Origin of the sequence: Apibacter mensalis (assembly GCF_001418685.1) — a bacterium.
Taxonomy (GTDB): domain Bacteria; phylum Bacteroidota; class Bacteroidia; order Flavobacteriales; family Weeksellaceae; genus Apibacter; species Apibacter mensalis.
On sequence record NZ_LIVM01000007.1, the window covers coordinates 115,162 to 131,441 of the forward strand.

Annotated in this window: 5 protein-coding genes and 1 riboswitch; of the genes, 2 read left to right on the forward strand and 3 right to left on the reverse strand. The window is 37.3% G+C overall.

The window, feature by feature from the left end:
* Positions 1-25: 25 nt before the first annotated feature.
* From ASC36_RS06515 to ASC36_RS06525, 3 genes are all read right to left on the reverse strand, one after another.
* A complete protein-coding gene (locus tag ASC36_RS06515) occupies positions 26-1,162 on the reverse strand; it encodes a trans-sulfuration enzyme family protein (RefSeq protein WP_055425688.1) in 1,137 nt (378 codons plus the stop codon).
* A 159-nt stretch (positions 1,163-1,321) separates the two neighbouring features.
* A riboswitch (SAM riboswitch) is annotated at positions 1,322-1,419 on the reverse strand.
* A gap of 400 nt (positions 1,420-1,819) precedes the next feature.
* Entirely contained in the window at positions 1,820-4,675 is a 2,856-nt protein-coding gene (leuS, locus tag ASC36_RS06520; RefSeq protein WP_055425689.1) for a leucine--tRNA ligase, read from the reverse strand.
* Between the two features lie 225 nt (positions 4,676-4,900).
* Positions 4,901-5,551: a DUF6348 family protein gene (locus tag ASC36_RS06525; protein WP_055425690.1), complete on the reverse strand. Its 651-nt coding sequence runs from the start codon at positions 5,549-5,551 to the stop codon at positions 4,901-4,903.
* A gap of 312 nt (positions 5,552-5,863) precedes the next feature.
* Between ASC36_RS06525 and ASC36_RS06530 the strand changes: the two genes are divergently transcribed.
* Together ASC36_RS06530 and ASC36_RS06535 are read left to right on the forward strand one after the other, a co-directional pair.
* Positions 5,864-8,941, forward strand: coding sequence for a T9SS type A sorting domain-containing protein (locus ASC36_RS06530; RefSeq protein WP_055425691.1), 3,078 nt, complete (start codon positions 5,864-5,866; stop codon positions 8,939-8,941).
* Between the two features lie 22 nt (positions 8,942-8,963).
* A partial coding sequence (locus tag ASC36_RS06535) for a toxin TcdB middle/N-terminal domain-containing protein (protein ID WP_141656216.1) occupies positions 8,964-16,280 on the forward strand: 7,317 nt, incomplete at its 3' end.

Genomic DNA, 16,280 nt, shown 5'->3' on the forward strand with positions numbered 1-16,280 from the left:
AATATGGTATTACTATAGTTATTTATCAATCTAATGCTTGTTTGATATCATTAATAAGATCATCTACATTTTCAATTCCTACTGATAAACGAATTAAAGAATCTTGAACTCCTGTTTCTTTACGCACTTCTTCAGGAGTTGATTTGTGAGTCATGGTAGCAGGATGACTTCCCAGACTTCTTACATCGCCTAAATTTTCAGCTAGAAGAAATATTTTAGTACGAGTTAAAAATTTTTTTGCGGCTTCTAAACTATCGTTTTTTAAGGTGAAAGAAATCATTCCGCCAAAGCCCTTTTGTTGTTGGGCTGCAATAGCATGGTTTGGATGGTTTTTTAATCCGGGATAGTATACTTTATCCACTTGAGGGTGAGTGATTAAATATTCAGCAATTTTTTGAGCATTCTGAGAATGCTTTTCTATACGGAGATAAAGTGTTTGAATTCCTCGTAAGGTTAACCAGCTATCAAAAGGAGAGAGCACACCTCCGGAAGTATTTTGCAGATATTTTAAATTCTCGGCAATTTTTGAATCTTTTACTACCACAAATCCAGAAAGAACATCTCCATGTCCGGAGAGATATTTAGTCCCACTATGTACAACTATATCAGCACCTAAATGTATCGGTTGTTGTAAAGCGGGAGATAAAAATGTATTGTCTACAATTAATAGGGCACCGACTTGCTTGGCAATTTTAGCAATTTCCTTTATATCGGATATTTTTAATGTTGGATTGGTAGGAGTTTCCAGCCAAATGAAACGGGTCTTATCTGAAACAGCATTTATTACGTTTTTAATATTAGTAGTATCAATAAACTTGGAAGTCACACCTAATTTATTATAAACCGTTGTTAATATTCGATATGTACCCCCATATACATCATTTACAGCAATGACTTCATCTCCTTGTTTTAATAACTTTAAAACACAATCTGTTGCTGCCAGTCCCGAAGAAAAAGCAAATCCGGCAATACCTCCCTCTAATTCTGCTATGGCTTGTTCAACAACCTTGCGGGTAGGATTAGCCGTTCGTGTATATGCAAACCCTTTGTTTACATCCGGTGCTTCCTGCATATAAGAAGAAGTTTGATAAATAGGAGTGGAGATGGCCCCGGTAAATTCATCAGGTCTGGAAATATGCACTAATTTTGTTTCTAATTTCATGATTAGGTTGTTTTTTCTAATTAATAAATGCTTTAAAATTCATTAATCATAATAAAACAACTTATACAAGATTTCCCTTCAATTGCTAAAAAAATTAATTAGCTTCTTTTTGTAGGTCGAAAGAAGCTTGTATTATTACATTTATATGTAAGCTGTTTCGACTTATCTTTCCTTTACGGTTGGATGCAGCACCTACTCATATAAGAGGGTTGCTAAGGTATCATAGGGCCAATTCCCTCCACCTTTCTTGATAAGTAATTTTATTAATGATCGATAAATATGCTACAAAGATACATTTTATTTCTTAAATTCCAATAAAAAAACGACTGTATTATAATATTATTAAATATAATACATCAAAAATAATCATTATAATATAAGATATACTTGAGATGAATCAAAAATTCAATGACTTTAAATATCCATTATAGTCGGATACAGTATGTTTGAAAGTATGTCTACACAATGTTTAATTAAATACAGTAACTGTATATACATGGTTTCTTCAGCTGTCTTTTTTTAGCTTCGAATCAGGCTAAAATGGATTACCGGTATGGTCTCATCTGTATAGGAAGGATTAACGACCAATGAATAGTTGAAAAAATAAGTAGGATAGTAAAAAACCAACCCTAGAAAGGATTGGTTTTCTACGTATTTTTAAATCACAATGTTAACAATTCGTTTGGGTACAACAATAATCTTTTTAGGTTGTTTGCCGTCTAAATAATTGGGAGTTTTTTCATGAGCCCGTACGGCTTCTTCGATTTCTTGAGGAGTGGCAGAAATCGGTATTTCGATTTTAAAACGCACTTTGCCATTAAAGCTGACCGGATATTCGTAGGTATCTGAAATTAAGTACTCGGCGTTAAATTCAGTAAATGGCTGGAATTCAATACTATTTTCATGACCTAATTTCTCCCATAATTCCTCGGCTATATGAGGGGCATAAGGCGATATTAAAATGCACAGGGATTCCAGGATTTCTCTTTTATAACATTTAATTTTAACCAAATCATTCGTAGCAATCATAAAAGAGCTTATTGATGTATTAAAAGAGAAATGGTCCAAGTCATCTTTTATTTTTTTAATTAACTGATGAATTATTCTTTGCTCTTCTTTAGTAGGGTTTTCTTCCGAGATATAGAAAGTTTCCCCTTCTCCGGAATGATACAGCTTCCAGAATTTTTTTAAAAATCCGTGAACTCCGCTTAATCCTTGAGTATTCCAGGGTTTAGCCTGTTCGATAGGACCTAAGAACATTTCATACATACGTAAACTGTCGGCTCCGTACTCTTCACAAACATCATCCGGATTAATAACATTATAGTAAGATTTAGACATCTTTTCTACTTCTCTGTTGCATATAAATTTTCCTTCTTCAAGGATAAATTCAGCATTTTTAAATTCATCCCTCCAGTTTCGTAATTGATCTAAGTCAACTTCATTCGTGGTCCCTTTAAGAAGTTTTACATCAATATGCAGGGGAGTAGTATTCTGTACTTCTTTTAATAAATTATAAGAGATAAAATTATTGGTTCCATTAATTCGGTATATATAAGCACTTTGACCTAAAATCATACCTTGATTAATCAATTTCTGGAAAGGTTCTTCATGGGACAGATATCCGTAATCTTTTAAAAATTTATTCCAAAAACGAGAATATAACAAATGACCCGTAGCATGTTCGCTGCCGCCAATGTATAAGTCAACATTTTCCCAATAATTTATTTTCATTTTATCAGCAAGGCAGAAGTTATTTGCAGAATCTGTGTATCTGAGATAATACCAGGAACTGCCGGCCCAACCGGGCATGGTATTTAAGTCCAAAGGAAATATAGTACTATGATCAATAAGTTCATTACTTACCACCTGCTCATTTTCAATATCCCAAGCCCATTGAGTGGCTCGGCCTAAAGGAGGATTTCCGTCTTCCGTAGGCAAGTATTTTTCTACCTTCGGAAGAAGCAAAGGTAATGCGGATTCCGGTAACGCATATGGTATGTTGTTCTTATAATAAATAGGAATAGGTTCGCCCCAATACCGTTGACGTGAAAAAACAGCATCACGTAATCGATATTGGGTGGTTCCATGTCCGATTTTCATTTTTTCAATTTCAGCAATGATCTTAGATTGAGCTTCTTTGACTGTAAGTCCATTTAAAATTTCGGAATTAATGCAAGTACCCTCTTTAGAAGAAAAAGCTTCTTCTTGTACGTCGGTTCCTCCTTTAATTACCTCAACAATAGGAAGCCCAAAATGTTTAGCAAATCGATGATCACGGTCATCATGAGCAGGAACAGCCATGATAGCACCTGTTCCGTATCCAAATAGCACATAATCCGCTATGTAAATAGGAATATTTTTATGAGTAAAAGGATTAACGGCATATGCTCCGGTAAATTGTCCCGAAACAGTTTTAGCATCCGCTATTCGCTCTCTTTCAGATCGTTTGATGCTTTGATCTTTATATTGGTTTACTGCTTCATAGTAGTTTCCGGTAGTAATTTGATCTACCAGAGGATGCTCAGGAGCTATGACCATGTAGGTAGCACCATAAATAGTATCCGGACGAGTGGTAAAAATTTTTACGGTAACATCTGAATCAGCAACAGAAAAGATAACTTCTGCTCCTAAAGATTTACCGATCCAATTTCGTTGGCTTTCTTTAATCGATTCACTCCAATCAATAGTTTCCAATCCGGAGAGAAGTCGTTCCGAATAGGCCGTGATTCGCATGGACCATTGCATCATATTTTTTTGATATACGGGATATCCTCCACGTTCAGAAACCCCATTAACTACTTCGTCGTTTGCTAACACCGTACCTAAAGCAGGACACCAATTAACTGTGGTTTCCGCACGATATGCCAAGCGGTAATTCAATATAATGGTTTGTTTTTGTTCTTCTGAAAAACTGTTCCAGTTTTCAGCCGAGAATATTTCATTTTGGGAAGTACAAGCATTTACTTGTGCATTTCCTTGTCTGGAAAAAATTTCTATTAATTCATCAATAGGACGAGCCTTTTGTTTATCATTACAGTACCAGGAGTTAAAAAGTTGGATGAAAATCCACTGCGTCCACTTATAATAGGCAGGATCAGAGGTTCGTACTTCACGACTCCAGTCAAAAGAAAATCCTAATTTTTTTAATTGATGGTTATATCCGGCAATAATAGTATTTTTATTATCTATTCCACCATTGATGTTTACTTCTGTAGTTATAGCCGGGTGCTGACCTGTTTGTATTGCATATTGCTCTGCAGGAAGTCCGAAACTATCATATCCAATAGGGTGAAGCACATTATAACCTTGGTGGCGCTTATACCTGGCATAAATATCAGAGGCAATATAACCCAGGGGATGACCTACATGTAAACCCGCTCCGGATGGATAAGGAAACATATCCAATACATAAAACTTGGGTTTATCCGTATTGTTGGAAGCAGCAAATGTTTGTTGTTCCATCCATTTTTTTTGCCATTTTTTTTCGATTTCCTGAAAATTATATTGCATGGGTGTAGTTGAATTAAATTTTTACAAAGGTAATGATTTATTCAATTTTTGAAATTGTATTTTAGCTCACATTGTTCCTCTTTATTTAATTAAAAAGAGGTTATTGGTTATGAAAATCATTTTTAAATTAAGAATAGTAAGAAATAAACTTTTTTATACCGGATTGAGTCTTGAATATAACTAAGCAAAAGAGGGGAGTACTATTACAATAAAAATTGAGTCGTGTTATTTTAAATAATTTTTCCTTCGTTTAAGGATAATAAAATTTCTAAGACTGTAAAATTTTTCTGAAATGTCCCATGAAACTAATTTCAAATTATTTTCCATTTCCGGCCAAGCTTCATTATTTTTTAAAGCTTCAATCATAATTTCTTTACCATTTATATGAGCATAGTATATACGTATCCAATATATATCTTCGTTTAAATCTTCTTCTTGAATTTGTTCCTCTATCGTCTTAAACAAATTCTCGGGGATGTTGAAATCGCCTTTACAACCAAAATTACCTATGTATACTTCCCATACATTTCCTTTGATATTCCATTGCTCAATCCCAATCTGATCTTCATTATTTATCTGCCAAAAAGCAGATAAAAAAACATGAAAAGAATTAGCCACAAAATTTTGAAAAGCATTTTGAACTGCACTGATCTTATTTTTGCCAATTCCTAAATAACTTTCCGTAATAGTTTTTTTATTTTGTAAAAGCAAAGTTATATCTAAACGTATACCGGCTCCATCTTCATACTCTTTATAATCAAACGTGTCTGCACGTATGGCAGGTAGCTGTTCGTCAACGAGAATCCATTCCTTATATTCAATGCCGGTTAAATCGTGAGCATTAAGCATATTAGCGAGAATTTCTTGAGGTGACATAGATTATTTTTCTTCAAAATTACATAATATCTTAATAATAGTAAGACATTAACCTTACAGATAACCATAGCTGTATTTAAAAAGAATATAAGTATCAAAAAGAGTGGGTCAAATTAAAGTTAAGTATAATTAAAAAATAAATTGCATCTATTAATAAATAACGGTTATGTTGATTGTGTAATTAAAAATTAAAACAATACAACTATTAATATAATTAATTAATAATAATAAAACTTAGTAGGATTAATGAGGTGTTTATATGCTTAATAAAAATAAAATAATATATTTGCAAAAAAAAAAATTCTAAAAACTATGAGAAAATTATACTTACTGCTGCTGGTAGGAGTAAATACCATATTTACCTCAGCACAAGAAAGTAGAGTATTAGGTCCGGGAGGAGTTTCCGGCGCTGTCCTGTGGATGAAAACAGTGCCGGAAACCAAAAATCTTAACGGCCGATATCTATGGAAAGATTTTTCAGGAGATTCCTTACGTCTTACTCACTATGATAGCAACACGGAGTATGCAGTTGAATGGTATCCCTTCGGAAGGTCCATTAATTTTAACCCCTCGATACTTTTAACCAATACAAGCGTAAGTAAAGAAATTCAAATAAAAAGTGGGAATTTATCAACAGCCACGATTTTAGGTACTTATGCCGAAGCCAGTCTATTGGGGAATAAATTCGAATACCCGGACTATATTTTTACCCTTAACGGAGTCGAAGGAAAAGGATTGGTTTTAAACAAAGATAAAATCATACATAGCAATGAAAGTAATCAAGGAGTTTTGGACTACGGATCCAAAGAAGGCAACGATTTAATGTACCATCCTAAAGAAAATACCCACGCGGAATTATCGGCCTATCAAGAAAAAACCATGCGATTGTTCACCTATTTTCGGGCTAATAAACGATCAACCGATGTATGGGGAGAGAGAAGGAGCTCACATTTATCCATAGGTGAAAAATTTTATTCATTCAATCAATATAACAATTCAACTTACAATACCAACCTTTTTGATCCTAATACGATATATAGAGCGTATATGCCCGAATTAATCCTATTTGATCGATTATTAAATCCCTTAGAAAAAATAAAAGCAGAATCGTATTTAGCATTAAAATACGGTTTTATGTTAGATAATTCATTGATAGGTAGTAACGGCCAATTACTTTGGGATAAAGATCAAAATGAAAAATATAATCACCGGGTTACAGGTATTTATAGAGATGACGCTAGTGGATTATACCAAAGAAAAAGCAGCACATCGTATGAAGAAAGCCCCTACTACAGCTATTCATTAGAAGGGGATTCCTATGATGATGCCAATAATTATAATCTTTCCAATAGAAATAAATTACTGGTTATTGAAAAATTCCCTGCTGATTCTTTAGAAGATACCTATTATATGATTTGGGGCGATAACAATAAGGATCTTAAAACCGCTCAGATTGAAAGCCTTGCCGGTATGAATATCATGAATCGACGTTGGTTAATAAATACCCGTAATAACAAATATAAAACTAAAATACAAGATGTATCCTGGAAGGTATCTGATAATTTAGTAGCGGTAAAAGAAAAATATAAATATTCCCGGATAAAAATGGTCAATGATCGTAGCAAGGATTCTGAGACAGCGATCATGTATACTGAGCTCCCCTTACCAGGATATGAGGGGCATGCATCCTTAACCCTAGGTAATCCTTATGGAGGAATCATGTTAAAATTCGGGACCCAAGAGGTTACGAATCAACAAAAGCCTAGTGCAAATTATGGAGTGTTTATAGACCATCAAGGAAAAATATTTACCGTTATCAAAGGTATCGTCACCCATCAAATCAATCATAAAGTACATGTAGGCGATCGAATACAAATCGATAAGACCAAAGATAACTTTATTATACGATTTAACGGATATGCTCCCCCTATTCCCGGGTTTGATTCTCCCAATATACCCTTGGATGAAGAAGACATAAATAAACCCTTCCACGTTAGTCTTGTCATGTACCGATGGAATTTAGAATCGGAGGTTCAAGACTTAAGAATCGGAGGATTAATAAATAGCGGTAATAGAGTTGAATTAGGGTACATTAAACACAGAGCCGAAGAATTTTCAGAATATAAAGACGGCAGAGCCTATCTTTTAATAGACCGATCCGGAACGGGAGATTTTAAATTAGAAAATACGGATTTTTATTTATCGGATGAGTACGACCCCTACAGGCAAAAAGTAATATTTAATAATGTATTCTTTGATACAGATTTTAGTGGAAAAGATGTCTTTACCTTCGGATACAGGCCTGATAATATAATTGCAAAAATAAATAAAACCGATCCTGGCTGTGATGCTTCTTCTACAACTGAAAAGGATGGATCCATACAGATAAAAATATTAAGAGGAGATGAAGGGTTTGAATATGAATTGATCGATCAAAAAGATCAAGAAATAAAAAAATCCGGAGTATTTTTTGGTAAGGATTTATATTTAAACGGACTTTCCGCAGGCGAATATACATTAAAATTAAAAGAGCTGGGAGGCTTTAACATACTATCAGACTCTACCGGTGTAGAAGCAAAAGCCCATAGCATACAGAGCATAGATTGGGATCGAGGAGGTTTCTTTGAAACAACCCTAAAAGGAACTGATCAAGATTTCCAGATGGGATTATCTCTGAATCCAAGGTCCAATTCTGTATCCGATATCGTAATTCAATCAGGATTTGAAATAAAACAAGGACGTATTTATATAATAAAAAACCAAGTAAAAAGCAGCACCCCATTAGCTAATGTTTTTGTAAAAGAAGGAGATAGAATTCAGATTTATAAAGATTTTAATGAGAGACAATCACCGTATAAAGTTTACTATAAGATAAACGGAAAAACCTTCTATACAGAGTCAATAACCCACTACCATTATTTTGCCGTGAAACTAAACCACAACGCAGGAGGAATTTATAACATAAGAAATACAGACGGATTTAATGAATCCCTGCCAACTTATTGGAATTATCAAGGAGTTCATCCCTATCCAAAAACAGAAAATCTTTCTAAAACTACATTAGAACAAACCGTTATTCTAAAAAACAACTGTGCTAAAGATAAAGAAATAGAGAATACGGACCAATTGGTAAAGTCTAATAACCCTGTTCAATTCTATTATAAAGATTTTAATAATAAATCCGAAATATCAGGAAGTATTAAATTAAAACATCCCTCTTCGATTATGATTACCGTATTCGATTTTTCCGGAAATATGGTATTTAATAAACAAATTAACAAAAACGATACTGATCATAATTTCGATATTACAGGTCTTTCCCCAGGAGTATATATAGTAAAAATATTTTCCGATGAAGGTGAATTTACCAAAAAGATTTCCATCAACTAATTACTAAAAAAAGTACATTATTATGAAATTAAATTCAAAGCAAGCCCGTTTTGTGTCATTAGTGTTACTTTCCACGATGACGTTACAGAGCTTTTCCCCCTATATTCCCTTATTAGAACATAAAAAATATAAGGCAAGGGAAACACGTATGATCCATACACAACCTACAGAAGTAGATGCTATTGATGCTGAATCCGACAATACGGAAAAATCCGTGGATAAATACAGTAAAGAAACAAAAAAGACAAAAATTTCAAATAAAACAGTTACCACCCAATCCACCCTATACCACTCAAATAGTAAAGAAGGTATTATCGGGACCTTGGAGAATAAAATTTTTGATAACCCTGAAGATAATATTTTCACCATTTATCTGGATCAGAAACCCCGGCAAAATCAAAAAGTGTATTTGATCTATGAATTATATGGAATTTCCGATAAAAATGGAGTTTCCAGAAGTATCAATGATCGAATGAACAGAGGCGGATATTTAATACAAAAGTATTTCGGATGGACTCATCAAAAAGAAGAAATTAATTCCGATTGGCTGCAAAAAGGCACTAATTATATCCAATTTTCCATACCCCAAGAAGCTCAATACGGCTATAAAATAAAAAACTTAAAAATTGAAGTTGAAAATCCAACAACTCAAGTAAACCCAATTACTTGGGAAGCATATGCTTATGAAGGAGGAGACACCTATGTTAAAGGATATTTTGCGGACGGAAAAGATCGTAAAATTAAGATTAACCATACAGAAGTTGTCACATATCAAGGTGAATTTGAAACGGTGCTTTCCGGTAAAGTAGATGCTATAAAATTGGTTACCGAAGGAATTAGAGAAGTAAAGACAACTGAAATTTTATCCGGTAAACAAGATTATTCTTACACGTTACAATCGTCTTCACCCCAAGCGCAAACGTGGTTTAAAAAAGAGAATGAAAACAATACAATTACCTTATTAGGCGCCGAATTGAGTGTAAAAGGCAAGAATTTGCTCAACAACAAACAAATACTCATACGAGGATTACGAAGCATAGATGTACCCGCCTTGGAAATGGGTATGAAAAACGTGACGGGAAAAGCAGAAGGATACAAATTTTTGCCTCACGGAGAACATTTTAAAGAGGGAGCCATTATAAAGTTAGCCTATGACCGGACCAAAATTCCGAATGGCTATACTGAAAAAGACATCCGTACTTATTATTTTGATGTGGAAAGCCGCCATTGGATCGCTTTGGAAAGAGACAGCATAGACACCAAAAATCAGGTAATCATTTCGCGTACCACCCATTTCACCGATATGATCAACGGAGTAATACAAGTTCCCGAATCACCTGATACCGATGGCTTTGCCCCCACTACCATGAGCAATATCCAAGTTGCCGATCCCTTATCAAAAGTAAATTTGATAAGTGCCCCCGGTGCCAACAATCGAGGAACCGCTGCCTTAAACTATACCTTTGAAATGCCACCAGCACGCAACGGAATGAGTCCGTCTTTAGGAATCCAATACAACAGTGACGGTGGAAGCGGTTGGTTAGGCCAGGGCTGGGATTTAAATGTTCCCGGCATAACCGTAGATACTCGTTGGGGAGTACCGCGGTATGATACCTCCAAAGAAACAGAGACCTATCTGATGGATGGCGTTCAGCTGGTAACCACGGGCTCTGATGGAAACATCTCCCTAGCCCATCGCGGAGAAAAAATATCCAGAAAAGCCGACCGATTATTTTATTCAAGAAAAGAAGGCAGCTTTGCGACTATTCAAAGAAAAGGGAATGCCCCCGGAAAATATACCTGGGAAGTAATTAACAGAAAAGGAGTGAAATATACCTATGGAGGAAATAACGGGATCCTCAAAGGAACCTTTACCGACGTATCGGGAAAAAGCCGTGAAGTCATATCCGAGTGGAAACTCTCAAGAATAGAAGAATTGCACGGAGATTGGATAGAGTACCATTACGAAACAATAGAAAATCCCGTAAAAGGCGGACTGATTTCCAAAGAACTCTATCTGAAAGAAGTCCATGCAGGCAACAAAGGAAAAGCAGCACATACAGTAGTAAAATTCACCTCAACTAAAACCAAACAAAAACAAAACACCTCTGCCCGCTATGGCTTTTTAAGCTCCCAAGACCGACTTCTAACCAAAGTAGAAGTATACTTTGAAGGAAGTAAATTAAGAGAATACGAATTAACCTACAAACCGGGAGCATTTTATGCAGACCTTTTAGATAAAATAACCCATAAAGACGATCAAGGAAAAGAATTTACCACCCACCACCTTGCTTATTACGACGATGTACAATCCCAACAAGGCTACCAACCCTTTAACCGGCAAGAAGAAATATGGTCACCCCAAGGCGAAAGACTCAACCAAAGCAACACTACATCCAACGGAGGATCTTTTTATACCGGAATAGGGATTTTTAACGGAGATTCCCAATTTACCAGTGGTACCCTGGGCGGAAGCTACAGTTATTCCAGCAGTGTAACCGAAGGAAAATCAACATTTATAGATATCAATGGGGATGGACTTACAGATAAAGTCTATCAAAAGAACGGAGTACTTTATTACGAGCCGCATTTATTGACCCCATTAAAAGGAGAAAAATTCGGTAAACCCCTAGCCATACATGGAATTAATAAATTCTCTAAAACCAAGTCTACCAGTTCCAACGGAGGCGGCTCAGCCCGAGTAGGAATAGGTTGGGCAACGGCAACCGTAGGGGTAAGTGGAGGAAGTACAAAAACCACCACCACCGTATATTTTGCGGACGTAAACAGTGATGGTTTATTAGATGTTGTATCCAACGGAAAAGTATACTTTAACCACATTACCCGCGATAAAGACGGAAATTTACTGCCTACTTTCTCTTTGGAAAGCTCCCTGACTCCGAGCCCGATTATGGGAGGAGGAACCATTGATAGTTCCGATACCGAAGTAGATCCGCAGGAACAAAAAGATCTGATCTATAACTCGCCGCCCTACGACGTTGTAAAAGTTTGGGAAGCTCCCTTTGACGGAAAAATAAAAATAGAAGGGAATGTACAGCTTCAAGCACCTTCGGGCGACTATGATACCGAAGAATATGAAAAAGCCGACGGAGTTAGAGTAGCCATTCAGTATAAAGGAAAGGAAAAATGGAGTAAGAATATAAACCAAGGAGACTTTTCCACTTATCCCTCAAATGTAACACTGTCCGAAACGATACAAAAAGGAGACAAAATATATTTCAGAGTACAATCCGGAAATCAAGAAATGTCTAACGGCAGTTTCGACCAGGTACAATGGAGCCCTGTGATCACCTATGTACAATCGGGCTATATGTGGGCAGATTTAAACAGTATAAATCCTGATGGACAAAAAATGTACAGCTTTCCATCCCAAGAAGCTGACATTCCTTCCCAAGATAATGTAACCAGTACAGGAGAATTTAAAAATGCGAAAATTACAGGAAATTTCGAAAAACCGATCACTTCCGATGACGTTACCGTAAAAGTAATCCAAACGAACGAAGATCGTACCAAGGAAAAAGTCATTTTTGAAAAAACCTATGGATGGAATCAAACCCATACCGGAAATTTAGAAATACAAGTACCGGAAGGTTCCCACTTGACCAATTTCTATTTTTCATTGAGTTCACCTACAACTGTTAATTGGAAAAAAGTGAAGTGGGCACCGAAAATAAAATTGGATGAAGAAGAACCGGTACCGGCAACAGTAAATTACAGTATTTATCACCACAGATGGGAAGGTACCTATTATCCCTTGAAATTTGAGCAGGCCAATCAAACCAAAAAAATAGCCCTGTTGTTTGATGCCATACCGGAATATTCCAACCAACTCTATAAATTTTCGGGAGAATTTTATATTGCCGTAAAGAAAACCACCGGTTTAGTGGGACATTACCAAATAAGAGTAGAAGGCGGAAAAGTTCTTACTCCCCCCATAACCGATATAGAAGTAACCAGCAGCGGATCCTTAACAGAAAACCTATGGATCGAGGCCTATACGAAAGATCAAGGATTAATTAATAACCTGAGGAGCTTAGACTATACCCTGACCCCCCAAAACGGAAAACCGACTACACGAAGGTCTAATGTATATATCCAAGAAAGAGAAAAAGGATTCGGACCCTTGTATAGAGGTTGGGGCCAGTTTATCTATAATGCCCATGCCGGACGCTATGCCCACCCTATGGACGAAAAAGAATTAAAACTTCCGGAAAATGAAAATGCAGAATTAGACCCCAGAACCATGGTGTTTATACCTATGGCACTGGACAATCAAACCAAAAGCTATTGGTCCGGAGCAGACCGATATGTGTATGCAAAGGATGGAATACTGAGTGCTTCCCGTTTGGGCGAAAAAGACGTGAAGCTCACCAATCCGCTGGAAGGCTTAAGCAGTAAATCACCTTCCACAGGAAGCTGTATACAAGGTTCTACGGCAGTGGGAATAAAACTGATGAGTAAATCCAAAAACACTACCAAACAAACAGGAGCTTCTTTTGGAGTGGGAGTAAACTACAATGATTCCGAAGGCATCGATGAAACTACCGTATCTTATTCCGACATGAACGGAGACGGATATCCGGATATCATTACCCAAAACAAAATCCAATTTACCAATACCCGCGGAGGATTTGACGGCGAAATCATTGATTCTCGCAACGGTTTCACAGGTAACCATCGAAGCACCAGCACCAGTAAAGCTTATGGATTAGGAGCCAATCCCATTACCGCAGCTTCCATATTCAATAAACTAACCGGGGGAGAAAAGAATAATTCCATAGACTCCAAAGCCTCACAAGTAGGGATAAGCTCAGTAAACCTATCGTTCAGTGCACCCAAAATGAACGAAAAAACAGAACATAGCCTACTGGATATCAATGGAGACGGATTGCCGGATAAAGTCTATAAAAACGGAAAAGTACGTTTGAACTTGGGCTATAGCTTCACCCCCGAAGTAGATTGGGATATCAACGAAATACAAACCGCCCGATCAGAAACCATTACCGGAGGAGTAGATCTTGGGATTGATTTACTGGCTAAACCAACAGACAAAGCATCTTCCAGTTTTGCCGGGGGAGTGAACGTAACTACGGTAACCAACAAACCAAGCTTCAGCTTTATGGATGTAAACAATGACGGTTTGGCAGATAAAGTACGCATAGACAACGGAAAAGCGTGGGTTTCCTTAAACAAAGGAACTTCCTTTGCTCCGGAACTGGAATGGAAAGAAATGAATCGTCTGTCTAAACAGTCTTCGGTGAGCATTTCCACCCATGTTGCCTACACCTTAAATTTGGTCATTCCGCTACTTGTGGCTCCCACAATTAAAATATCGTTGAATCCGGGTGTAAACTCTTCCAACTCCACCGGACATACCTCATTTGAAATCAAAGATGTTGACGGAGACGGCTATCCGGATATGGTCTGGACCGATAATTCGGGAAGCATAAAAGTAAAACGCTCCACCATAGGCAGAACCAACAAGCTGAGCCAAGTTTCCAATTCCATAGGAGGAAAATTCATGCTGGATTACAGCCGTTCAGCAGCCACGTATGACCATCCGGGCGGCAAATGGGTATTATCCTCAGTAGAAGTAGACGACGGGATCCATGACGACGGAGCCAACACCCGTATGGAATATCGCTATTCAGAAGGAAAACAAGACCGCCACGAACGAGAATTTTTAGGCTTTGGAAAAGTAGAGAAATTGAGCATAGATACTGAGAACAACAATCAAATCTATCGCAAAACCATAGAACAATACGACGTATCCAATTACTACACCTCAGGGAATTTGTTGAAAACAACCCTAACCGATGGACAAGGAAAAAAATATGTCGAAACGGAAAATACATACTACCAATACACAGTAAAACAAAACAGCAAAAACGACTATTCATTTACCGCTAAAAAGGTATGTTCTGACCACGAAGCCGCTTTTACACCCTTAAAATATGTACGCAACCTATCCTATGAAGGGAAGGATGCGGGTATGGTTACCAATGAATCGTGGTATACCTATGATTTAAAGGACCAATACGGAGAGTTGTTAAAATATCGTTACAGCGACAGCGGAAACCTGGGAGAAAACGCTACGGGGAGCTATAACTACCAGACACAGATCAGTTATATCTCGAATCCATCGAAAAATATATACGGCTTACCGACACACGTACAAGTAACCGGCAAGCGAGGAGAATTGTATAGAGAAGTCTCAGCCGAATACGACTTGAATTATTCCAATCACCTGACCCAAGTACGTCAAAAACTCAATAACGAACAACAAGCCGTAACCGACCTCAAGTACGACTCATACGGAAATATCACTCAAAAAACTCTTCCGGTCAATCATAAAGGACAACGCATGTGGTATAAATACCGCTACGACAGAGATTATCACATGTATGTAGAACGCACAGATGATGCGTATGGCTATACCAGTCAATTGGAAAATTACGACTATCGGTACGGAATAGCGTTGACTCGAAAAGACATTAACGGCTATTTTACCGAAACCACTCTAGATAATCTGGGAAGAATAGAGACCATCACCGGACCCAATGAATTAGAACTCGAACGGCCATATACCATCAAATATACCTATCACCCGTCAGCAGAGTTCAATTCAGAAGGAGAAATTCAACACCCGGCTTATGCGATTACGTATCATTACAACCCGCAACACCCCACTCAAGACATCAGAACTTTCAGTTTTGTAGACGGAGCAGGAAGAAACGTACAGGTAAAAAAAGACGGAATAATCACCAAGACCGATTATAACGGAAGTAATCCTAAAGATGAACACGTACTTATCGTAAGCGGACGAACCAAGCTGGATCCTTTCGGACGCGTAGTAGAAACCTACTATCCGGTAACCGAAGATACCGCGCAAGCCACCCGCTTCAATCGAGAATTTGATCAAGTTAAACCAACAAAAAACCGTTACGACCTGATGGATCGTACCGTGGCTACTGTTTTTCCGGATTCAAGTACCCAAACCACCGAGTATACACTGAATCCGACCGAAAGACACCAAGTAACTACCTTTACCGATGCGTTGGGAGGTAAACAGAAAACCTATACCAACGGATCCGGACTTACCGCAAAGACCGAACAACTCTCAGGCCCGGACGGAATCATAAGCACCCGTTATGCCTACGATGCCATCAACCAGTTATTGGAAGTAACCGATACCGAAGGACAAAAAACACGCTCGGCATATGACCTGGCCGGTAGAAGAACCCAACTGGAACATCCGAGCGCAGGGCTAACCCAACTGGAATATGACCCGGCAGGAAACGTACTGTCTCGCCAAACT

What these genes read in the sequence shown, in the direction of transcription:
- ASC36_RS06515 (WP_055425688.1), bottom strand. Translation starts at nt 1,162, where the DNA reads ATGAAATTAGAAACAAAATTAGTGCATATTTCCAGACCTGATGAATTT.
- leuS (WP_055425689.1), bottom strand. Translation starts at nt 4,675, where the DNA reads ATGCAATATAATTTTCAGGAAATCGAAAAAAAATGGCAAAAAAAATGG.
- ASC36_RS06525 (WP_055425690.1), bottom strand. Translation starts at nt 5,551, where the DNA reads ATGTCACCTCAAGAAATTCTCGCTAATATGCTTAATGCTCACGATTTA.
- ASC36_RS06530 (WP_055425691.1), top strand. Translation starts at nt 5,864, where the DNA reads ATGAGAAAATTATACTTACTGCTGCTGGTAGGAGTAAATACCATATTT.